This is a genomic window from Sulfitobacter sediminivivens (assembly GCF_042611115.2).
Lineage (GTDB): Bacteria > Pseudomonadota > Alphaproteobacteria > Rhodobacterales > Rhodobacteraceae > Sulfitobacter > Sulfitobacter sediminivivens.
In genome coordinates this window covers 79,305-100,603 of record NZ_JBHGAR020000003.1, presented here as the reverse complement: position 1 = coordinate 100,603, position 21,299 = coordinate 79,305, and the positions used below count along the sequence as shown (strand labels likewise).

Here is a 21,299-nt window from a genome sequence, read left to right as displayed (position 1 = left end):
AGCTGGACTTGGGTTCATCATGTTCGAACTGACTTGATTGCATATGAGCAAGCCTTCATCTGGGAAATAATTCTGCCTTTGAGGATTTTTTCGATGTTCGAGTCATTTGGATTTGAAGACATCACGACCGGGCAAGCCTCTGTGCTCTTGGCACTGGTGATTGGCATCGCTTTTGGTCTGCTTGCCCAGCGCACCCAATTCTGTTTTCGCCGCGCCCTTGTTGGCGACGACCGCCGTGCGGCCGCAGGCGTGTGGCTGACCGCCCTGGCGGTTGCGGTGATTGGCACTCAGGCGGCTGTTCTTGCAGGGTGGATCACCTTTGCCGATCATCGCTTCATGGTCTCGGACCTGCCGGTGCTGGCCATTGCCCTTGGCGGACTTTTGTTTGGCGCAGGGATGGTGCTGACACGCGGCTGTATTTCCCGGCTCAGCGTGCTGACCGGGTCAGGCAACCTGCGCGCGGGGCTGGTGGTGCTGGTTTTTGCTGTGGTGGCGCATATGACCCTCAAAGGCATTCTGGCCCCTCTGCGTGTCGCGGTGGGCAGCGTGACCATCGACTTCGGTGATGCCGTGAGCCTTGCCGCTCTGCCCGGCGGGGCATTATTTTGGGCGGGCCTGATCGCAATCGCTGCAGTTGCATTTGCATTGCGGTCTGGCAACAAGGCGGGATCCCTTCTCATGGCGGCCCTCATTGGTCTTTTGGTCCCGCTGGCCTGGGTCGGCACCGGCTTTGTCCTGTTTGATGATTTTGATCCGATTGCGATGGAAAGCCTGTCGTTCACATCACCCGGTGCCGAGACACTCTTTTGGGCCATCGCAAGCAGCGCAATCCCGGCAGGGTTTGGCACCGGACTTTTGGGCGGCGTGTTTGTCGGTGCGTTGGCGGCAAGCCTGATCTTTGGCGGCTTTGAATGGCAAAGCTTTACCTCGGCCCGCCAGACCGGACGCTATATGGCGGGTGCGGGCATGATGGGTGTCGGCGGTGTGCTGGCGGGCGGATGCACGCTGGGCGCGGGACTGTCAGGAGTACCAACCCTTTCTGTTGCTGCGATCTTTGCAATTGTCATGATTGCGGCGGGTGCGGCTTTGATGAACGTGCTGCTCAGCCGATCTTTTTCCGAAGGCGGCGCAGGCTCCACCACACGCCCGCGACAACCGGTAATGTGATCATGGCGGTCAGCATGCCTTTGCTGACCCCGAATACCTCGATCAGTGGGTAGGCCAGATACCCTGCCAGCGACACGGCGTAATAGCTGATGGCAACCACCGACAGCCCCTCAACAGTGTGTTGCAGCCGCAATTGCAGGTCTGCACGTTTGTCCATACTGGCAAGAATCGCCTGATTTTGTGCAGACCGTTCGACATCGACGCGGGTCCGCAACAATTCGCTGGCCCGGATCGCGCGGGCTGACATGGATTGCAGCCGGGTGTCCGTGGACGCGACGGTGCGCATCGCAGGCTCATAGCGGCGCATCATGAATTCGCCAAATCCCTGCCGCCCCATAAACCGCTCTTCGCGCAGGACCTGAATGCGTTGATTGACAATTGCCTGATAGGCCCCTGTTGCGCCAAATCGAAACGCAGATTTCACCGCCAGCGTTTCCAGTTCGACCGAGATATCCAACAACGCGTGAAGCGTATCCTCGGCCAGCGCCGAAGACCCGCGCATCTGCGCCATTAGGTCCGTCAGCTTGGCATCCAGCAAATTAAGCTGCGGTCCCATGCCGCGCACCATTTCAAAACCAAGCATCGACGCTGATTTATATGTTTCAATCTCACATAGCCGCTGCACGATGCGCCCGGTCCTGCGGCTGCCGGTGGAGGGGTCGACAAACACTGCAATCCGCAAATGCCCGGTAGAATCGATGCGAAAGTCGCTGGCCACTACTGCAGCGCTGTCCAGAACGGACGCCACAGCAAGGCTCTCAGGCACAAACCAGTCGGACAGATGATCCGCGACTGCGCCTTCGTCATGCGGCATCGGCATCAGCCGCAGCAGTGCCGAGGTGATCCGCCCGCCCGGTGCGGCTTCGAGCCAATAATCGGGAAATACTTCAAACGCGCCGGGATCAAAAGCGCGGTCGCTGACCCCCTCAAGAAAGACGGTGTAGGTCACAAATTCAGTGTGTTGTTCCCATTTCAGCCAGTATTTCCCCATCTCCCCGTAATAATGGGTCGCTGCGGGGTCGGGAAGCGGCGCGCCATAATGCTCCAGCAGCTGGCTCAAATGCGCAAGGTCAAGCGACTTGTCACGGGCCGCAGCATCATGAGGCTGTTTGACGGACAGGAACACCGCCGTCGAAGGTGCATTGAGCGCTGGAAACGGGCGCGCATGCAATTCACCCGTTAAGGCATAGCGGTGCGGATAATCTTTGATCGGGACCATATCACCTGTCCGTTAAGCAGCTGCAATTTGCGGGCCAACATACGCATTTCAACGGGATTGAATAGATAATAATCCATATATTTCAGGATATTGCGGTGTACATCTGCATACTGAGACACATACGCGCGACCATCCTACTGGCCAGCCACCCACTGCGGCCTAGATCAAGACGCTGTTGACCGCGAAAGGATACCGCCTTGTCTGACCCGAAAACCGATGACGCTGATCAAGATAAAAGTCGGGATTTGACCCAAGGACCTGTGTGGCGCGCCCTGGCGGCGATGTCCGCGCCAATGAGTTTTGGCATTTTTGCGGTGCTGAGCGTCGGGTTGGCTGATGCTTATTTTCTGGGACAGATTGGCGGCACGGCCCTCGCCGCAGTCGGGTTCATCTATCCGGTCACAACGGCCGTCACGTCCCTGTCAATCGGGTTAAGTGCCGGTGCCAATGCCGCACTTAGCCAAGGGGTCGGTCGCGGCGACGGTGACGAGGACACGCGCCGGTTGGGATTGCATGGCATTGGCCTCGGGCTTGGCCTGTCTTTGCTGGCGGCAGGGTTGGTTTCGCTTTGCTATCCTTGGATTTTCTACGCTTTAGGTGCGGGTGAAGAGGTCAGCGGCAAGATTGCTGAATACATGCCCTTTTGGGCACTGAGCTTTCCTTTCCTGGTGACAATGATGATCACCAATGCAGTCTTTCGCGCCCACGGAGACAGCATTACATCCGCCTGGATCATGGTGCTTGCAGCGGTGGTCAACGTTGGCCTGAACCCCCTGTTAATATTTGGGCTTTGGGGGTTGCCGGAGCTGGGCGTTCAGGGGGCTGCGATCGCCACATTGATTGGGCGCATTATTGCTGCTGCCCTCGCCCTTTGGATCGCCTGGCGGCGCGGCCTGCTTGGCTGGTGTGGCAAGCTGCTGGATGGGGCGGTTGCATCCGCCCGCAATATCCTGAATGTCGGCTTGCCCGCTGCCTTTTCCAACGCGATCAATCCCGCTGGAATGGCGCTTGTGACGGCTGCCGTCGCGACCATCGGAGAAACCGCTGTGGCAGGCTTTGGTGCCGCAACGCGGGTCCAATCCATGGCCCTTGTGCCGCTCTTGGCGTTATCTGCAGGGATCGGGCCAGTGGTTGGGCAGAACTGGGGTGCAGATGCCAAGGACCGCGCACAAAAAGGCGTTGGTCATGCGTTTTGGTTTTGTCTTGGGTACGGGGCCCTTGTGGCTGTGGTGTTGGGCCTTTTCGCCACGCCCATCGCAGACCTGATCGCAGCCAGCGCAGAGGACGCGGCATATGCCGCCACCTACCTGCGCTATGTTGGTCTGTCTTTGTTTGGCTACGGCATTGTGATCACTGCCAATGCGGCGATGAATGCACGCGACAAGGCGCTGTGGTCCATGTCGCTCAGCCTGGGGCGCATCTTTGTGCTCTACTTGCCTTTGGCGTGGATTGGCGCGTTGACGTTTGGCTATCCAGGGATTGTGGGGGCTGCGGTGGTCGCCAATGTGCTTGGGGCCTGGGGTGGCCTTGTCGCGACGCGTGCGACCGGGCTGCTGGCGCTGGAATCCTGGCTTGTAGATGCGCCACGTCGTGCCTTGCCCGGTTAACATGAAAAAAGGCGGGCCTCGAAAGGCCCGCCTTTTCCCTGTCTCAAACACGACGGACCCAAGGTCCGCCGCCTTAGTCAGTCGATCAGCGGGATCAGCTTATCAAGGCTGGCCTTGGCATCGCCGTAAAACATTCGTGTGTTCTCTTTAAAGAACAGCGGGTTTTCGATCCCGGAATAGCCCGTCCCCTGCCCGCGTTTCGACACGAAAACCGTTTTCGCCTTCCAGCACTCCAGCACCGGCATACCGGCAATCGGGCTGTTGGGGTCGTCCTGTGCGGCCGGATTCACGATGTCGTTGGAACCGATCACAATGGCAACGTCCGTCTTGGGGAAATCGTCGTTGATCTCGTCCATTTCCATCACGATATCATAAGGCACCTTCGCCTCGGCCAAGAGCACGTTCATGTGACCGGGCAGACGCCCGGCAACGGGGTGAATGGCGAACCGCACATTTTTGCCCCGTGCACGCAGTTTCTTGACCAACTCGCTGACCGCTTGCTGCGCCTGCGCCACCGCCATGCCATAACCCGGAATGATGATAACCGATTCAGCATCGTTCAACGCTGCGGCCACACCATCCGCTTCGATGGCGATCTGTTCCCCTTCGACTTCCATCTGCGGGCCTTTTGTCCCGCCAAAGCCGCCAAGGATCACGTTGATGAACTTGCGGTTCATCGCTTTGCACATGATGTAGCTGAGGATCGCACCAGACGAGCCAACCAGCGCGCCGGTGACAATCAACAAATCGTTGCCAAGCGTGAAACCAATCGCCGCCGCCGCCCAGCCTGAATAGCTGTTGAGCATCGAGACGACGACAGGCATGTCCGCGCCGCCAATACCAAGGATCAGATGCCAGCCGATAAAACCGGCAATCAGCGTGACCAGCACCATTGTCCAGATGCCAGAACCGTTAAAGTACATGACGCCCAGGATCAGCGCGACGATCAAGGCCGCGGCATTGAGCATGTGACCGCCCGGCAATTGCGTTGGCTTCCCATCGACCTTGCCCGCCAGTTTGCCAAAGGCAATGACCGAGCCGGTGAACGTCACCGCACCAATGAAGATGCCCAGGAACACCTCAACTTTGAGGATCGCAATTTCCACCGCATCCTTTTTCCAGAGCTTTTCACCAAAGCCCGTAAGATCAGCGTCATAGATCGACAAGCCGCTGTCGCGCATCGCCACGACAGACCCCAGCATCAGATCGGCATTCAAGCCGATAAAGACCGCCGCGAGGCCGACGAAAGAATGGAGCGCCGCAACCAGTTGTGGCATCTCTGTCATTTGCACGCGGCCAGCCACATAGTAACCGGCATAGCCGCCCGCAGCAATGGCGATGAGGATCAGCAGAACGTTGCTGACACCGGGGCCAAAGACCGTGGCAAAGATCGCCACGCCCATGCCGACGATGCCGTACCAAACAGCACGCTTAGCGCTTTCTTGATTGCTCAACCCACCAAGGCTGAGAATGAAAAGTACCGATGCCGCGATATAGGCGGCAGACGTAATTCCGAGTGAGAACATGGAACCCTACCCCCTTAAGATTTCTGGAACATGGCAAGCATCCGACGCGTGACGAGGAACCCGCCCACCACGTTGATAGATGCAATCAGGATCGAGATGAAACTGAGCAGGATCACCAGGAAACTGCCTGACCCCACCTGCAACAACGCGCCAATGATCACGATGCCGGAAATGGCGTTTGTCACCGCCATAAGCGGAGTGTGCAGCGCGTGGCTGACGTTCCAGATCACTTGGAAGCCGATGAAACAGGCCAGCGCAAACACGATAAAGTGCTGCATAAAGCTGGCCGGTGCGAAGGCACCGATCAATAGCATTACAGCACCGCCAACAGCCAGCAAAGTGACCTGAGATTTGGTCGCCGCCTTGAACGCTGCCGTCTCTGCCGCTTTCTTTTCTTCCGGCGTCAACTCTTTGGCAGCGGGTTTTTTCGGCTGGGCTGCGATGGCCGCCACCTTTGGGGGCGGCGGCGGAAATGTGACGGCATTGTCATGCGCAATGGTCGCACCCCGGATCACGTCGTCTTCCATGTTGTGATTGATCACACCGTCTTTTTCTGGCGTGAGATCGGTCATCAGATGGCGGATGTTGGTGGCATAAAGCGTCGAAGCCTGCGCCGCCATCCGGCTTGGGAAATCCGTATAGCCGATGATGGTCACGCCGTTCTTGGTGACGATCTTTTCGTCCTTCACGGTTAGCTTACAGTTGCCGCCCTTTTCCGCCGCCAGATCGACAATCACCGATCCCGGCTTCATCGCCGCAACCATATCTTCGGTCCACAATTCAGGCGCTTCGCGGTTCGGGATCAGCGCCGTTGTGATAACAATATCAACGTCAGGGGCCAATTCGCGGAACTTGGCAAGCTGTGCTTCGCGGAATTCGGGGGACGACACAGAAGCATACCCACCAGAAGCGGAGCCATCTGCCTGCTCTTCTTCAAAATCAAGGTACACAAATTCGGCACCCATCGATTCAACCTGCTCGGCCACTTCGGGGCGCACGTCAAACGCCAGTGTGATAGCACCAAGCGATGTCGATGTGCCGATTGCAGCCAAACCAGCGACGCCGCCGCCCACGACAAGTACTTTTGCGGGCGGCATTTTACCCGCCGCAGTGATTTGCCCGGTAAAGAAACGGCCAAAGTTATTGCCCGCCTCGATCACAGCCCGGTAGCCCGCGATGTTCGCCATGGAGCTGAGTGCGTCCATCTTCTGTGCCCGGCTGATACGGGGGATCATCTCCATCGCAACCACGGTGGCACCTTTGTCGGCAGCCTGCTTCATCTCTTTTTCATTGGCGACAGGGCTGAAGAACGAGATCAGCGTCTGTCCCTCGCGAAGTCTTTTCATTTCTGCGGCATCCGGCGCGCGGACCTTGGCAACCACATCAGCGGCTTTCCAAAGGGCCGCCGCAGTTTTAACAACCTCAACGCCAGCCGCTTTATAGGACGCATCATCGAACCCTGCCGCAGCACCCGCGCCCGTCTCGATCACACACTCATGACCCAGCTTTTGCAGTTGCTGCGCTGAGTCTGGCGTCATTGCAACCCGGGCTTCGCCCTCAAAAATCTCTTTTGGTGTTCCGATCTTCAATTCAGAATTCCCCGCATCGATCTGATCGTGTCCCCCGTGGCACGATTTTCCTATCCAGCGATAACGTGCCACGTCGTTTTTCACAAGACGCGGGGACATCATGTGAGGCACTTAGCCAACAATAAAAATGGCCGGAACCCATGGATTCCAGCCTTTTTACTTCTCTGATTTGGGCGGCCCTTTAAAGACCGGGGAAAATCCGCGTAAAGCCACGTTGTTCGAATGTCGCCCCACGCTCCGCGCCGAATACGAATTTGCCGCCAAGCCCGACAAATGGTTCGGTGCCAGATAGACCACCGCTACTGGCCTTGGCTGTGCCAAGCTCCACATATAGGTTGACGTTCGGTGCCACGTCCCGGTCCAATTTGACCGCTAATTTGGAAAAATCCGACCCGGCAACGTCAACGTAATCATACGAACCGGTCACGCCCAGCGCGGTTGCAAATTCGTACCGCGCCATAACACCCAGCATGTCGCCGTCCGAAGCCGCCCCATCAACCCGTGCAAGGTAGCCTTCAAATTCGAACTGACCTGCTTCATGACCAGCCTCTATGCCGTAAATGTCCGCATCACCGCCGCCATCCGCGTTTTCGTTGGCATAGAACGCACCAAACGATGTCGCGTCATTAGCATGGTAAATGCCGTGCAGACCCAATGTGGTGGTATTCAGCCCCGAGGTGTTGAAGTCACTGTATCCCAAATCGACCTGCGCGCTGATGTTCCGGTTAAAACCCAGTTCAACTGACCCGTCGATGCCAACCCGGCTGACGCTCGTGTCATCGGTGAACGCGGAGTAGGACAGCCCCATAGAGCCACCCGTGACTTCGACCGCATGCGCGGCCTGCATCCACAGGGAAGTTGCGCCGAAAATGGCGAGCGGAAGGATTTTCATTTTTACTGCTCCAATACGGGTTTTTTGAACTGGCCCTGTTTTCAGGTTGCCGTGATGCGCATGCTATCTTTCTCAAATCAAAAGAACAATCTGGAATTGTTCCAGCCGCACCAGACTGTCGTTAAAGCACAACAAGATTGCGAACGAGCGCCCCTTGCGCCTGAAAACGATCTCTTGCACCTTTGCCCCCCACGGGCCAGCATCAGAGCATCCAAAGGGAGGCTAGGTATGTATCTGGAAGGCAAACACGCGCTTGTCACGGGCGGCGGGACCGGCATCGGCCTTGCCATCGCGCAAGATCTTGCGGCCAAAGGCGCGCAGGTGACAATCACCGGGCGGCGTCAGGCCGTCCTGGATGAGGTCGCCACCGACAGGATAACCGGCATGACGATGGATGTGCGGGATGAACAAAGAGTCACTGACGCCATCGCTGCCGCGGTCGCGGCCCGAGGTCCGGTTCAGATATGCATCGCCAACGCGGGCATCGCCGAAGGTAAATCCGTGCACAAGACCGATATGGCTTTCTGGCGCAACATGATGGCAACCAATCTGGATGGCACGTTTCTGACCATCCGTGAAAGCCTGAAATCCATGCGCCAGACCGATTGGGGCCGGGTCATTGCCGTTTCTTCGATGGCAGGATTGCGGGGCCTGCCGGGGGCCGCCTGCTATTCTGCGTCAAAGCACGGGATGATCGGGCTGATCCGGTCACTGAGCGAGGATTACATGGGGTCAGCCTTTACGTTTAATGCACTCTGCCCCGGTTATGTGGACACCCCCATCGTGACACGCAACACAACCTCTATCGCTGAACGTGCCGGTGTGACCGAGGAAAAGGCCCGCGACATGATGATCAAGGCCAACCGCCACCAACGCCTGATTGAAACCAGCGAAGTTGCCGCCGCCGCCGCGTGGTTGACTGGACCGGGATCTGGCAGCATCAATGGCCAATGCATCGAGATTGCGGGCGGGCAAATGTGACGTCATAAGGGGCGGTGCCTGTAGCATCCGTTAAATGCGCGTTAACCACCCAGACGCTACCTTCATGCTCATGTCAGAACATATTCCCAGACGCTGTCCCGGTGGCACCTTCTTTTTCACGATCCGCCTTGCGGACCGCAGCAGTGACCTGCTCATCCGGCAAATTACGCACCTGCGCACCGCCATGCGCGAAACAAAGCTGCGCCATACCTTCCAGATTGACGCAATCTGCGTATTACCCTTTGTCATCCACACAATCTGGACCTTGCCAACGGGCGAAACCGGCTATGCAAATCGCATCCGCATGTTCAAATCCAGGTTCTCCCGTAGCCAGCCGATGCCCGCACATCGAAACCTCGCTCAAATCCAGCGTGGTGAGAAAGGCATTTGGCAACGTCGCCATTGGGAACATCAGATCAACGACAGCCTGGACTTTGCCCGCCACCGCGATCTGATCTACCTCAGCCCGGTCCATGCGGGTCTTTGTGCCACACCGCAAGACTGGCCCCACACGTCACTGCACCGTGATATGGCCACCGGCGTTGTGGCACCCGAACCAATCGGCTACGGTGCAGCACGATTGAATCATACGCCGCCTCCGCCCCATCGCTACCGCGACGATATCCAGCGCGCCATGTAAGATAATCGCCACCCCTGATGCTATTAGACAGCTTTGAGCGCAGGCACGTCAGTCTTTGCCGTCCATCCGCGAACCGCATCGCCAAAACGCTCAAACAGGGGGCGAGACACCGGATCATTTGCCGCATCCCATTCAGGATGCCATTGCACAGCCAGCGTAAAGCCCAGCGCCCCTTTGACGTAAATCGCTTCTGGCGTGCCGTCCTCGGCGTGCCCGTCAACCACGATGCGCAACCCCGGTTCTTTGATACCTTGCCCGTGCAGCGTATTGGTGCGCACGATCTGAGCGCCCATGACATCATGAAACACGCCCCCTTGCGCAAAGGTCACATCATGGCGCAGCTCGAATTTTTCTTCCAGCGACCCATCTGGGGGCATCCGGTGGTTCATCCGGCCCGGCAGATCGCGAATTTCGGGATAGAGCGTGCCACCCATGGCGACATTCACCTCCTGAAAGCCCCGGCAAATACCCAAAAACGGCTGTCCCCGCTCGACGCAGGCGCGCACAAGCGGCAACGCAATGGCATCACGCGCCCGGTCAAATTCGCCGTGGGCTGCGGTTTCCGCCTCGCCGTATTCTTCGGGATGCACATTCGGTCGCCCGCCGGTCAGCAAGAAACCGTCGCAGATGTCCAGCAACTCAGCCACGCTCACGTGGCGCGGATCGCTGGGAATGATCAGGGGCACACAGCCTGACACTTCAGATATTGCATCCGAATTCATCTGCCCGCCCGCATGAACGGGATACTGGTCATTCAAAAGATATGAATTTCCAATAATTCCGACGATTGGTCGCGCCATAACTCACCTTATCCCAGTCTTTTTGGCAGATGATACGCTCAGATACCTGCCACCTCAACCGGGCAACGCCTAAATCTCTCCGATGACACCTGCCGCCTCAATGCCCGCCATGGCCGCAATCGCGTCATTGCCCGAAGTATCGCCCGTCACACCCACGGCACCAATGACCTCGTTCTTCTTATTGCGCAGCAACACACCGCCCGGAACCGGGATCACCTGGCCGCCAAAAACCCCGTTAACCGCAGCCATGAAATATGCCTGCTCTTCAGCACGCTTCATCTGGGCGGTGCCGGCCATACCAAGCATCACCGCACCGTATGCCTTGGCATGGGCGATCGCAAAACGACCGGGAGACGCCCCATCTTCGCGCTCAAATGCCTGCACATTGCCGCCAGCATCGAGCACCACAACAGAAAGAGGTTTAAGCTCCATCTCGCGGCCTTTCTTCAGGGTGTTCCTGATAATTGTGCGGGCTTTGTTGAGCGATAGTGCCATGAAAATTTCCTCTATGTCCCTGTTGATATACTGCGCGTCAAAGGTGTGGGGCAAGAAACCCTCACACCCAAAATGGTAAGGCAAGCGTCAGCCCGCTGCGGCTTTCAGTTCAAGACGCCGCGCGTGCAAAACAGGCTCAGTGTATCCCGACGGCTGCTCGCGCCCCTTGAGAACCAGATCACAGGCCGCCTGAAACGCGATGCCGTCAAATCCCGGTGCCATTGGCGTATAAAGCGGATCACCGGCATTCTGGCGGTCCACGACTGCGGCCATCTTTTTCAGTCCGGCCATTACCTGTCCTTCGCTGATCACACCATGATGCAGCCAATTGGCCAATGCCTGCGCCGAAATGCGGCAAGTTGCGCGGTCTTCCATCAGCGCGACATCATGGATGTCGGGCACCTTGGAGCACCCCACACCCTGATCAATCCAGCGCACCACATAACCCAGAATGCCTTGGGCGTTATTTTCGATCTCGCGGGTAATTTCGGCCTCAGAAAGGTTGCGTCCGGCCATCACGGGTATCGTCAGCAGATCCGCCAATGTGCCACGCGCACCGCCCTCTTTGATCTCTTCCTGACGGGCCAGCACGTCAACCTGGTGGTAATGCGTGGCGTGCAATGTGGCCGCAGTTGGCGATGGCACCCAGGCGCAATTGGCACCGGACTTTGGGTGGCCGATCTTGGTTTTCAGCATGTCTTCCATAAGATCGGGCATCGCCCACATACCTTTGCCGATCTGCGCCCGCCCCTGTAACCCGCAGGCAAGGCCGATATCGACATTGCGATCCTCATAGGCAGCAATCCATGCAGTATTTTTCATGTCGCCTTTCGGCACCATCGGTCCGGCTTCCATCGAAGTATGAATTTCATCCCCCGTCCGGTCCAGAAATCCTGTGTTGATAAACGCTACCCGATGTTTTGCGGCGCGAATGCATTCAGCCAGATTGGCCGAAGTCCGCCGTTCTTCGTCCATGATACCCAGCTTGACCGTGTTCTTTGGTAGTCCCAATGCAGCCTCGACATGCGTGAAAATCTCGTCAGCAAAGGCAACCTCTTCGGGACCATGCATTTTTGGTTTTACGACATAGACGCTGCCTGTGACCGAATTGCCGCCCTCGCGCTGCAAATCGTGCATCGCAATCAGTGTGGTGATCATTGCATCCATCAGACCTTCGCCGACTTCCGCCCCATCCCGGTCCAGCACTGCCGTGTTCGTCATCAAATGCCCGACATTTCGGATCAACATCAGCGACCGCCCCTTGAGCGTCACCGTATCACCGTCCGGTCCTTCATACACGCGATCGGTGTTCATAACCCGCGTCAGGGTTTTTCCGCCCTTTTCAAAGGTTTCCGTCAGATCGCCTTTCATGAGGCCCAGCCAGTTGCTGTAGGCCACAACCTTGTCTTCGGCATCGACGGCCGCGACGCTGTCTTCGCAATCCATGATCGTGGACATCGCTGATTCCAGCGTGATGTCTGAGACATGGGCAGGATCGTCTTTGCCGATAGGATGATCAGAGTTCACATGAATATCGATGTGCAGCCCATTGTTTTTCAACAAAATATTTGTTGGCGCTGCGGCAGCCCCCTGAAATCCTACAAACTGTGAAGTATCAGCAAGCGGAACACCGTCCCCCACAGCGGCAATCAATGTGCCGCCCTCGATCCGGTATCCTTCAGCAGACACATGTGACCCAACGGCTAACGGTGCCACCTCGTCGAGAAACGCCTTTGCTTTTGCAACGACCCGCAAACCGCGTGCCGCATCATACCCTTTGCCGCTGGGCAGATCGCCCAGCGCATCAGTCCCATAAAGCGCATCATAAAGACTGCCCCAGCGGGCGTTCGCCGCATTCAGCGCAAAGCGCGCATTCGTGATCGGAACAACAAGCTGTGGCCCTGGCACCTGTGCAATCTCGGGATCTACGTTTTCGGTTTCAATCTCAAACGCCGGTCCTTCGGGCATCAGATAGCCGATCTCACGTAGAAACGCGGTGTAGCTTTCCGCATCATGATCCAGACCCCTGTGCTGCACGTGCCAGCTGTCGACCTGCTTTTGGATGTATTCTCGTTTGGCCAGCAGAGCGAGATTTTTGGGGCCCAGCTCGTGGACAAGTTTGGAAAACTGCGTCCAAAAGACGTCTGCGGCAACACCTGTCCCGGGAAGGGCCTTTTTCTCCAGGAAATCAGCAAGCTGCAGATCAACCTGCAAGCCATCTTTATCAACTCTTGTCATTATTCGCCCCTCGGACATCTCGTAAAAGCCAGCCTTAGCGAAGGCTTACCCAGAAAGTTTTCGATGATCAAGCAGAACTGGTAAAATTTTATTACCAATTTTTGGATGCAAGGTGAATTGGGCTGCTCAGCACTGCCGCTTCTGTCATTGGTACATAAAAGAAAGTGCGGCGGCCAATGGCCCCGCACCTGTCTTTGGTCATCGCAAGATGCTTAGTTGCCGACAGTCGTATCCACAGTCGGTGTGCTTTCGATCACCGCTTCGGTCTCTGCCTCGTCGCTTTGCAGGACGGTGTAGAAAACCAGACCGATAAGCATCAGGGCGGCGAAAACGATCACACCTTTCATCCCCAGTAGCGGGGCCTTGTGACGGTCCTTTTGCTTTTCAACGTTCGTATCGGGAGCTGACATATTCTTCTCCTTTATCGTGTTTCATTCAATTGGGAACCCTGCTTGCGGGTCCATTGCTACGGACATAACGTATGACCAACAAGTTCGTTCCAAGTTGAGGTTCCGCGATGCGTGATGCTGCCCCCCATACCATTTATCTGGCCGATTATTCCCCATTTGGCTTCGTAGTTGATGATGTCAAGCTGACCTTTGATCTGGACCCCCATCACACCCGCGTCAAAAGCCGCATCGCGTTTCGCCCCAATCCCGATGCCAAGGACAGCACGTTCTTTCTCCATGGAGAAAAGCTCAAGCTTGTCAGTGCAGTCATCGATGGCAACCCCGTCACCCCCACATTGACCGATGAGGGTCTTACCTGTCCCGTGCCGAACGCGCCATTCATCTGGGAAGCCGAGGTTGAGATTGATCCGAAAGGCAACACTGCACTTGAGGGGCTTTATATGTCGAACGGCATGTATTGCACCCAATGTGAGGCCGAAGGTTTTCGCAAGATCACCTATTACCCCGACCGCCCCGATGTGATGGCGACCTTTGGCGTCACCATCAACGGCCCGCATCCTGTGCTGCTGTCCAACGGCAATCTTGCGGTCTCTGAAATCCACCATGCTGAATGGCATGACCCATGGCCCAAACCTGCCTATCTCTTTGCGCTGGTGGCCGGCGAGCTTGTCGCCCACTCCGATCATTTTACCACCATGAACGGGCGCGACGTTGAACTGAACCTCTATGTCCGCCCCGGTGATGAGGGCAAATGCGCCTTTGGCATGCAAGCGCTGAAAGCGTCGATGAAATGGGACGAGGATGTCTATGGCCGCGAATATGATCTGGCGTTGTTCAACATCGTGGCGGTGGATGACTTCAACATGGGCGCGATGGAGAACAAAGGGCTGAACGTTTTCAACTCTTCTGCCGTGCTGGCCTCGCCCGAAACTTCGACCGACACGAATTTTGAACGGATCGAGGCGATCATCGCGCATGAATATTTCCACAACTGGACCGGCAACCGCATCACCTGCCGTGACTGGTTTCAGTTGTGTCTAAAGGAAGGCCTGACCGTTTTCCGCGACAGTCAGTTCACCTCGGATATGCGGTCAGCCCCGGTCAAGCGTATCTCGGATGTAATCGATCTGCGCGGTCGTCAGTTTGCCGAAGATCAAGGACCATTGGCGCACCCTGTCCGGCCAGAAAGCTTTCAGGAGATCAACAATTTCTACACGGCCACCGTTTATGAAAAAGGGGCCGAGGTTATTGGCATGCTCAAACGGCTGGTCGGGGATGGGGCTTATGCACAGGCGCTTGACCTCTATTTTGACCGCCATGACGGCGATGCAGCCACAATCGAGGATTGGCTCAAGGTATTTGAGGACACCACGGGTCGTGACCTTACACAATTCAAACGCTGGTATTCACAGGCCGGAACGCCACGGCTGTCTGTGAAAGAAAGCTTTGAGAACGGCACCCTGACGCTGGCGTTCACCCAGTCCACACCGCCCAGCACAGCAACGCCCGATCCGCAGCCGTATGTCATTCCAATTTCCGTGGGGCTTATTGCCCAAGGTGGCACTGAAGTCGTACCAACAGGCATTCTTGAGATGACAAAAGCCGAGCAGAGCTTCACCTTTGACGGGTTGGACGCCGCGCCAGTTGCATCGATCCTGCGCGGCTTTTCTGCGCCTGTTGTACTGGATCAGCCACTCAGCGACGCGGACCGAGCGCATTTGCTTGCCCATGATACGGACCCCTTCAACCGCTGGGAACAAGGTCGCACACTCGCCCGGCAGGCGCTTCTGGCAATCATCCGAACAGGCACTACGCCCGCCGACCGATACCTTGACGGGCTGCGTAATGTCGTGACCGATGGCACGCTCGACCCTGCCTACCGTGCGCTGATGCTGGGGCTGCCCAGCGATTCTGACCTTGCCACAGCCCTTCACGATGCAGGCGAAACACCAGACCCGGCAGCAATCTACGATGCCCTCGAAAGCCTCCGAGACGTCCTTGCCCGCCATCTGGGTGACGACTTGCGCATTCTCTATGACGCGCATCAAGTTGAGGGCACCTATCGTCCCGATGCAGAACAATCGGGCAAGCGGGCGCTGGCAGGGGCCATGCTCAGCTTGATCAGTCGTCGCGAGGGCGCGGAACTGGCAGCGCGGCAATACAAAGCTGCCGATAATATGACGCTACAACTCTCCGCTCTCGCCTGCGCGCTGCGCGCCGGCCAGGGCGACGGGCTGTTGCAGGCGTTTGAGACGCAATGGAAGGACGACCGGCTGGTCATGGACAAATGGTTCGGTCTGCAGGTGCTTGAAGCGGAACCCCGGGACGCCGCTGATGTTGCTGATGCCTTGACCCGGCACCCCGACTTCAACTGGAAGAACCCAAACCGTTTCCGCGCCGTTCTGGGCGCGCTGGCCATGCATCATGCCGGGTTCCACCACGCGAGCGGCAAGGGCTATACCCTGCTGGCCGACTGGTTGATCCGTCTTGATCCCGTCAACCCGCAAACCACAGCGCGCATGTGCTCGGCATTTCAGACATGGGCACGTTATGATGCTGACCGGCAGGCAAAGATCGCAACGCAACTGGACCGCATCCTTGCGACACCGAACCTGAGCCCCGACACCACTGAAATGCTGACCCGCATCAGGGGCGCGTAGACCATGCCGATTCTCATTGCCCTGATCGGCATGGGCATCACCGCCTATTTTTGGATGAACCGTGTCAAACGGGGTACCGAAATTGCCGGAGAATTGATGGATGCCGCCGGTGACGTGAAAAACGCCGCACGCCGCTTTGGGTTTCGCCGCCGGGCCAACCAGCACCCGGTTGAGGGCATTGACGATCCCAAACTCGCCATCGGCGGGCTTGCGGTGGCATTTCTTGAGATGGACGACCTGCCGACAACAGATGCGCGGGCCCAGATGGATATCTCAATGCGCAAGCATTTGAACCTTGATGCAGATACAGCGCAGGAAATTGCCATTCTGGGCCGCTGGTTTGTCGAGGAATGCCACGGGCCGGTTCAGGCGTTTCCCCGTCTGGCGAAAAAGCTGCACAAAATGGATGGCGCATCTTATTTCGATGATCTGATGGCAATTCTGAACGACATGACCCACACCAGCGCAGGCGGTCCAAGCACCCGCCAATCCGAAGCGCTTAGCGATCTGGCACGGGTCTTTCGGCTGAAATGACGGCACCCTTTGTTTTTGACCAACAGGCGCGCAGCCGCAAAACCCTGCTGATTGTGGTCAGCATCTGGGTGGCACTCGTGGCTGCTTGGATCTGGTTGGATGCGGCACTGTGGATCGTGGCTTTTCTGGCGGCCTTCACCCTGCCCGCCGTCTCTGACCTGATCCGCAATCCGCTCAGCGGGCTTACGCTGAACAACCAGACCCTCAGTTGGTTCTCCGGCCGCCGAAACGGGACACTGGAACTGTCCGAGATTGATCACATTCGCCTTGATACGCGGCTCGATTTTTCGGTGCGGGTTACGGCAGTATTGACCACAGGGCGCAAGATAAGGTTGCCATTTGAATCGACCCCACCACATCAGGCATTCCAGGACGCGTTAGAAACCCGCGGGGTGAAAACCCAGAGGCACCATTTTCAGCTGTTGCAATGATAAAGGACTACGGGCGCTCTTTGGGCCGGGTTGCATTGACGGGTTTGCAGTAGTTCTGCCCGCGCAACCACCCTGCCATGTCCCGACGCTTGGCTGCACTGCGCATCGGGCCCCAATCGGCGGCAACACCACGCCCGCCCCGACCAAAGATCACCCCATCCCGCGGCACGGTTACAGCCATAATACGCACGGCACAGCTTAAATTTGCGGCACCATTCTTGAGCGCCTGGCCCGTTCCTACGTTGCATTTATACCCCCGCGCAGTGCCTGGTAGAATTTGCAATAATCCATACCAACGGCCACCGCCGCCCACGGCCCAAGGCTTGTACGTACTTTCGTGTTTGGCCAAAGCGGACAGGAACCCAACCCAGAACGCACCGCGTGTCTGATCTGTGGCGGTCTTGTATGCAGGACACCACATTTCAATATCACCGGGCACCAGATCCACCAGAGGCTTGCCATGCGCTTTGAGCGCAGAAAGGGCAGCGCGCGTCCAAACCTCATGTCCGCCCATGTGTTGCCACCTTGTGCGCGGTAAAAATGCGCTGCGCGCCGGAGGGCGGACATCCGTGTAAAACCTTGGCACTTGGACAGTCCGTTCAGCGGGGGCATCGTCCCGTGACGCCAATGTCAAAGGGTGGTCCGGCGACATCAAAATGGCCTTTTTTCCAGCCAACGCGACATCATCCACGGCGACGGTCGATTTGGCTAGTTCGTCAGACTCCGACACAATCAAAGGTTGTGATATTTGCGCATGATTCCCGGACGAGCGAACGCTTCTTGGCGTTTCCGCAGCAACCGACGCCGACAACAAAGCCAGCGCCCCCCCCCAAAGAACATGTTTCATCACCTATAATTTAAACGTTCTCGTAGGAATTTTGCAAGCGATTCACTCAACCACCCGCATGTGGCGAAACAAAGCGATACGCTATTTGAGTTCGCTCAGCTTATTTAACCATTCGCGCCGACAATGCGGCATTCATTTGTCATTGCACGTTAAAGGTGTGCCTAAATCGCGATATTACCGTGCCTGCGCCACCGTTGCGCCTCAATGGACCAGCATATGCTCGGGCATGTGAAGTATTTAGTTCGGATTTCAGTTATGAATCGTTTAACCAGTTTTTTCAAAAGGGTGCTAAGCCAACAAGGCGACTACCCGTCAGATAGCTTTATTGAGACTTTGGATGATGGCCATCTTGCCACTTCCTTGCGCCGCCGTCCCGTCCCAAAGCACCAAAACCTCGCTCAACCCATTGAAGCGCTTCTGAACATCAGCTGCCCTGATCCGACGGCAGAAGATATGTTGCGCGATAAACATCAGCGCAGTGCCCAGAGCCTCGCGCGCCAAGAACGCTGGGCCGATCTTGCAGAGATGATTTATCATGCCGATCAAAACCGCGAAATGACCCCAGGTTCGATGCCAATTGCAGACCTGATGGCGTTTGGCGCACGGGCTGATGTGGTTTTGGCTGTCGAACATGCCCTTCAGGATGGCAGACCCCCAAAAGGGGCCCCCATGATGGCCGGCATTGAGGCGCTCGAATATATTCTATCCGAATTTCCGGGAAATTACATCATCGCCACGATCGTGGCACAAGCCCATATTGATATCGGCTGGGCGTGGCGCGGCACCGGGTGGGACGCAGAATTGTCGAGCCAGAACCGCGAAGCATTCTCTGCGCACTTTGACCGCGCGCGCGACATCCTGAAACCGTATTGCGGTCAGGCATTGGATTCCCCCCTGCTCGCCGCGACCTGTTGCGCCTTGGTCGGCGGCACTGAACAGGGCCGACTGACCGTCGCAGACCTTTATGAAAAACTGATTGATTTGAACCCGTCCAACCCGCGATCCATGCGCGCGATGGGCAATTACCTGTTACCACGCTGGTGCGGCAGCTACCGCGAGTTGGAGCTTGAGGCGCGGCGCACTGCGGCACGCACCCAAAGTATCTGGGGTGCTGGCGGTTATACCTGGGTGATGTTTGACGCAATTGCCTGCGACGATCAGGCCTGCGCAAATCTGGATCTGCCATTCTTTATCGAAGGCTTGCGTGACATCCTTGATCGACGCGCAGATCCCTACACCACCAACCTTTTGGCTGCCTATTGTGCCAATGCGATCGGCCTTTCTTTTTCAGGCAATGACGAAGCCGATCAGGTCCGCACCCAGATTGCGGATGCCGCCCGCTGGATCGTGCGCGAATATCTGACCGAATTGCATCCGATGATCTGGGCCCATGCAGCCCGCGGATTTGACAACAATTTGCGTGTTCATTCGCTCACCCGCTTTGCGGCGTCGGGCCGCGATGACGCAATGCGCATCATCTCAACGCTGTTTCAACGCGAAATATTATCAGGTCAAAAGATCGTCTTTACCGATACGGGCCCGGTTACGATGGCCAGCTAGACCCCTTGCGACTGACCTTGAGCGCCCTTTCAGGCAACTGCCGCGACTGCACCTTAACCCTCATCCCACTTGCGACGCCTTGGCACGTGATCTAAGACCCAACTGATCCACATCGTGCGCGAGGCCACCAATGCTTGACCTGACCTATGACACCCCGAAACCCCGTGTGATTGCAGGGGCCAAGCATGATTGGGAACTGGTCATCGGCATGGAAGTGCATGCGCAGGTGCAGTCCAATGCCAAACTGTTCTCTGGTGCCTCGACCAAATTTGGGGCCGAACCCAACTCGAACGTGGCTTTCGTCGACGCGGCCATGCCCGGCATGCTGCCGGTCATCAACGAATACTGCGTCGAACAGGCTGTGCGCACCGGGCTTGGCCTCAAGGCCGAGATCAACCTGAAATCTGCCTTTGATCGCAAGAACTATTTTTATCCGGACCTGCCGCAGGGCTATCAGATTTCACAGCTTTATCACCCCATCGTGGGCGAAGGCGAAGTTCTGGTCGAAATGGGCGACGGCACCGCGCGTCTGGTCCGTATTGAACGCATCCACATGGAACAGGACGCAGGTAAATCCATTCACGACATGGACCCCAACATGTCCTTTGTTGATCTGAACCGCACCGGCGTTTGCCTGATGGAAATCGTCAGCCGTCCCGACATTCGTGGCCCCGAAGAGGCCGCTGCCTACCTCGCCAAACTGCGCCAGATCTTGCGGTACTTGGGCACCTGCAATGGCGACATGCAGTCCGGCGCGATGCGCGCGGACGTCAACGTGTCTATCTGCCGTCCCGGCCAGTACGAAAAGTATCACGAATCTCAGGACTTCTCGCACCTCGGCACCCGCTGCGAGATCAAGAACATGAACTCCATGCGCTTTATCCAGCAAGCGATTGAGGTTGAGGCCCGCCGCCAGATTGCCATCGTTGAGGCGGGCGGCGAAGTGGTACAGGAAACGCGGCTGTTTGATCCAGACAAACAGGAAACCCGGTCGATGCGGTCCAAGGAAGAGGCGCATGATTACCGCTATTTCCCGGACCCCGATCTGCTGCCTTTGGAAATTGAACAGGCATGGGTCGATGGCATCGCCGCCACCCTTCCCGAACTGCCCGACGCCAAAAAGGCGCGCTTTATCAGCGACTTCGGCATCAGCGATTATGACGCATCTGTGCTGACCGCGGATTTGGATTCGGCTGGCTATTTTGAGCAAGTCGCGCGGGATCGCGATGGAAAGATCGCTGCGAACTGGGTGATCAACGAGCTTTTTGGCCGCCTGAAAAAGGACGAAAAAGACATCGCTGACAGCCCGGTCAGCCCGGCCCATCTGGGTGGCATCATCGACCTCATCGCCTCTGACGCGATATCGGGCAAGATCGCCAAGGACGTGTTCGAGATCAGCTATACGACAGGCCGTGACCCCGCCGAGATTGTGGAAACCGAAGGCATGAGGCAGGTCACAGACACGGGTGCAATTGAGGCCGCCGTCGATCAGATCATTGCCGCGAACCCCGATCAGGTTGCCAAAGCCCGCGAGAACCCAAAGCTGGCCGGTTGGTTCGTGGGTCAGGTGATGAAAGCCACGGGCGGCAAGGCCAATCCGAAGGCCGTGAATGAACTGGTGGCGAAAAAGCTGGGCGGCTGAGGGAGGCACCGTCTCCCTTCCCCAATCGCGCCACGTTTGCTACAATTGTCATGTCCAAATA

General features: G+C 57.1%; 18 protein-coding genes. 9 read left to right on the top strand and 9 right to left on the bottom strand.

Annotated features, from left to right (window positions below):
- The first annotated feature begins 93 nt into the window (after nt 1-93).
- A complete protein-coding gene (locus tag ACEWL3_RS04860) occupies nt 94-1,167 on the top strand; it encodes a YeeE/YedE thiosulfate transporter family protein (protein WP_386179721.1) in 1,074 nt (357 codons plus the stop codon).
- Here ACEWL3_RS04860 and ACEWL3_RS04855 read toward each other — a convergent pair.
- Nucleotides 1,103-2,386: a DUF3422 family protein gene (locus tag ACEWL3_RS04855; RefSeq protein ID WP_386179718.1), complete on the bottom strand. Its 1,284-nt coding sequence runs from the start codon at nt 2,384-2,386 to the stop codon at nt 1,103-1,105. The genes ACEWL3_RS04860 and ACEWL3_RS04855 overlap by 65 nt on opposite strands.
- 293 nt (nt 2,387-2,679) lie before the next feature.
- Here ACEWL3_RS04855 and ACEWL3_RS04850 point away from each other — a divergent pair, with 293 nt between their 5' ends.
- Complete coding sequence (locus tag ACEWL3_RS04850) at nt 2,680-3,993, top strand: MATE family efflux transporter (protein WP_386180478.1); 1,314 nt, start codon at nt 2,680-2,682, stop codon at nt 3,991-3,993.
- Between the two features lie 77 nt (nt 3,994-4,070).
- On the opposite strand, the gene ACEWL3_RS04845 is transcribed toward ACEWL3_RS04850, so the two are convergent.
- The 3 genes from ACEWL3_RS04845 to ACEWL3_RS04835 all read right to left on the bottom strand — a co-directional run bounded on the left by ACEWL3_RS04845 (nt 4,071) and on the right by ACEWL3_RS04835 (nt 8,000).
- A complete protein-coding gene (locus tag ACEWL3_RS04845) occupies nt 4,071-5,519 on the bottom strand; it encodes an NAD(P)(+) transhydrogenase (Re/Si-specific) subunit beta (protein WP_386179715.1) in 1,449 nt (482 codons plus the stop codon).
- Nucleotides 5,520-5,533: 14 nt separating this feature from the next.
- A complete protein-coding gene (locus tag ACEWL3_RS04840; protein ID WP_386179712.1) occupies nt 5,534-7,108 on the bottom strand; it encodes a Re/Si-specific NAD(P)(+) transhydrogenase subunit alpha in 1,575 nt (524 codons plus the stop codon).
- 181 nt (nt 7,109-7,289) lie between these two features.
- Complete coding sequence (locus ACEWL3_RS04835; protein WP_386179709.1) at nt 7,290-8,000, bottom strand: porin; 711 nt, start codon at nt 7,998-8,000, stop codon at nt 7,290-7,292.
- A gap of 228 nt (nt 8,001-8,228) precedes the next feature.
- On the opposite strand from ACEWL3_RS04835, the gene ACEWL3_RS04830 reads away from it, so the two are divergent.
- Together ACEWL3_RS04830 and ACEWL3_RS04825 are read left to right on the top strand one after the other, a co-directional pair.
- A complete protein-coding gene (locus tag ACEWL3_RS04830; protein WP_386179706.1) occupies nt 8,229-8,981 on the top strand; it encodes an SDR family NAD(P)-dependent oxidoreductase in 753 nt (250 codons plus the stop codon).
- A 70-nt stretch (nt 8,982-9,051) separates the two neighbouring features.
- Entirely contained in the window at nt 9,052-9,621 is a 570-nt protein-coding gene (locus ACEWL3_RS04825) for an REP-associated tyrosine transposase (protein WP_435000534.1), read from the top strand.
- A gap of 23 nt (nt 9,622-9,644) precedes the next feature.
- Here the strand turns inward: ACEWL3_RS04825 and ACEWL3_RS04820 are convergent, their stop codons facing one another.
- The 4 genes from ACEWL3_RS04820 to ACEWL3_RS04805 form a co-directional block, all read right to left on the bottom strand.
- A complete protein-coding gene (locus ACEWL3_RS04820; protein WP_386179700.1) occupies nt 9,645-10,421 on the bottom strand; it encodes a gamma-glutamyl-gamma-aminobutyrate hydrolase family protein in 777 nt (258 codons plus the stop codon).
- 69 nt (nt 10,422-10,490) lie between these two features.
- Nucleotides 10,491-10,916: a GlcG/HbpS family heme-binding protein gene (locus tag ACEWL3_RS04815; RefSeq protein WP_386179697.1), complete on the bottom strand. Its 426-nt coding sequence runs from the start codon at nt 10,914-10,916 to the stop codon at nt 10,491-10,493.
- Nucleotides 10,917-11,003: 87 nt separating this feature from the next.
- Nucleotides 11,004-13,154 (bottom strand): malate synthase G, encoded by a 2,151-nt coding sequence (locus ACEWL3_RS04810; RefSeq protein WP_386179695.1) that lies wholly within the window; start codon nt 13,152-13,154, stop codon nt 11,004-11,006.
- A 212-nt stretch (nt 13,155-13,366) separates the two neighbouring features.
- Nucleotides 13,367-13,564, bottom strand: coding sequence for a hypothetical protein (locus ACEWL3_RS04805; protein WP_114879080.1), 198 nt, complete (start codon nt 13,562-13,564; stop codon nt 13,367-13,369).
- A 107-nt stretch (nt 13,565-13,671) separates the two neighbouring features.
- On the opposite strand from ACEWL3_RS04805, the gene pepN reads away from it, so the two are divergent.
- From pepN to ACEWL3_RS04790, 3 genes are read left to right on the top strand one after another with little or no spacing between them, the layout of a single operon-like run.
- A complete protein-coding gene (gene pepN, locus ACEWL3_RS04800) occupies nt 13,672-16,224 on the top strand; it encodes an aminopeptidase N (RefSeq protein ID WP_386179691.1) in 2,553 nt (850 codons plus the stop codon).
- A 3-nt stretch (nt 16,225-16,227) separates the two neighbouring features.
- Entirely contained in the window at nt 16,228-16,758 is a 531-nt protein-coding gene (locus tag ACEWL3_RS04795) for a hypothetical protein (RefSeq protein ID WP_386179689.1), read from the top strand.
- Nucleotides 16,755-17,189 carry a hypothetical protein gene (locus ACEWL3_RS04790; RefSeq protein WP_386179686.1) on the top strand — a complete coding sequence of 145 codons (435 nt, stop codon included), beginning with the start codon at nt 16,755-16,757 and terminating at the stop codon, nt 17,187-17,189. Before ACEWL3_RS04795 ends, ACEWL3_RS04790 begins: the two co-directional genes overlap by 4 nt.
- A 7-nt stretch (nt 17,190-17,196) precedes the next feature.
- Here the strand turns inward: ACEWL3_RS04790 and ACEWL3_RS04785 are convergent, their stop codons facing one another.
- Nucleotides 17,197-17,919, bottom strand: coding sequence for a transglycosylase SLT domain-containing protein (locus tag ACEWL3_RS04785; RefSeq protein ID WP_435000533.1), 723 nt, complete (start codon nt 17,917-17,919; stop codon nt 17,197-17,199).
- A gap of 372 nt (nt 17,920-18,291) precedes the next feature.
- On the opposite strand from ACEWL3_RS04785, the gene ACEWL3_RS04780 reads away from it, so the two are divergent.
- Nucleotides 18,292-19,596 (top strand): hypothetical protein, encoded by a 1,305-nt coding sequence (locus ACEWL3_RS04780; protein WP_386179680.1) that lies wholly within the window; start codon nt 18,292-18,294, stop codon nt 19,594-19,596.
- Nucleotides 19,597-19,726: 130 nt separating this feature from the next.
- Complete coding sequence (gene gatB / locus ACEWL3_RS04775) at nt 19,727-21,238, top strand: Asp-tRNA(Asn)/Glu-tRNA(Gln) amidotransferase subunit GatB (protein WP_386179677.1); 1,512 nt, start codon at nt 19,727-19,729, stop codon at nt 21,236-21,238.
- Nucleotides 21,239-21,299: the final 61 nt, after the last annotated feature.

What these genes read in the sequence shown, in the direction of transcription:
- ACEWL3_RS04860 (WP_386179721.1), top strand. Translation starts at nt 94, where the DNA reads ATGTTCGAGTCATTTGGATTTGAAGACATCACGACCGGGCAAGCCTCT.
- ACEWL3_RS04855 (WP_386179718.1), bottom strand. Translation starts at nt 2,386, where the DNA reads ATGGTCCCGATCAAAGATTATCCGCACCGCTATGCCTTAACGGGTGAA.
- ACEWL3_RS04850 (WP_386180478.1), top strand. Translation starts at nt 2,680, where the DNA reads ATGAGTTTTGGCATTTTTGCGGTGCTGAGCGTCGGGTTGGCTGATGCT.
- ACEWL3_RS04845 (WP_386179715.1), bottom strand. Translation starts at nt 5,519, where the DNA reads ATGTTCTCACTCGGAATTACGTCTGCCGCCTATATCGCGGCATCGGTA.
- ACEWL3_RS04835 (WP_386179709.1), bottom strand. Translation starts at nt 8,000, where the DNA reads ATGAAAATCCTTCCGCTCGCCATTTTCGGCGCAACTTCCCTGTGGATG.
- ACEWL3_RS04830 (WP_386179706.1), top strand. Translation starts at nt 8,229, where the DNA reads ATGTATCTGGAAGGCAAACACGCGCTTGTCACGGGCGGCGGGACCGGC.
- ACEWL3_RS04825 (WP_435000534.1), top strand. Translation starts at nt 9,052, where the DNA reads ATGTCAGAACATATTCCCAGACGCTGTCCCGGTGGCACCTTCTTTTTC.
- ACEWL3_RS04820 (WP_386179700.1), bottom strand. Translation starts at nt 10,421, where the DNA reads ATGGCGCGACCAATCGTCGGAATTATTGGAAATTCATATCTTTTGAAT.
- ACEWL3_RS04815 (WP_386179697.1), bottom strand. Translation starts at nt 10,916, where the DNA reads ATGGCACTATCGCTCAACAAAGCCCGCACAATTATCAGGAACACCCTG.
- ACEWL3_RS04810 (WP_386179695.1), bottom strand. Translation starts at nt 13,154, where the DNA reads ATGACAAGAGTTGATAAAGATGGCTTGCAGGTTGATCTGCAGCTTGCT.
- ACEWL3_RS04805 (WP_114879080.1), bottom strand. Translation starts at nt 13,564, where the DNA reads ATGTCAGCTCCCGATACGAACGTTGAAAAGCAAAAGGACCGTCACAAG.
- pepN (WP_386179691.1), top strand. Translation starts at nt 13,672, where the DNA reads ATGCGTGATGCTGCCCCCCATACCATTTATCTGGCCGATTATTCCCCA.
- ACEWL3_RS04795 (WP_386179689.1), top strand. Translation starts at nt 16,228, where the DNA reads ATGCCGATTCTCATTGCCCTGATCGGCATGGGCATCACCGCCTATTTT.
- ACEWL3_RS04790 (WP_386179686.1), top strand. Translation starts at nt 16,755, where the DNA reads ATGACGGCACCCTTTGTTTTTGACCAACAGGCGCGCAGCCGCAAAACC.
- ACEWL3_RS04780 (WP_386179680.1), top strand. Translation starts at nt 18,292, where the DNA reads ATGAATCGTTTAACCAGTTTTTTCAAAAGGGTGCTAAGCCAACAAGGC.
- gatB (WP_386179677.1), top strand. Translation starts at nt 19,727, where the DNA reads ATGCTTGACCTGACCTATGACACCCCGAAACCCCGTGTGATTGCAGGG.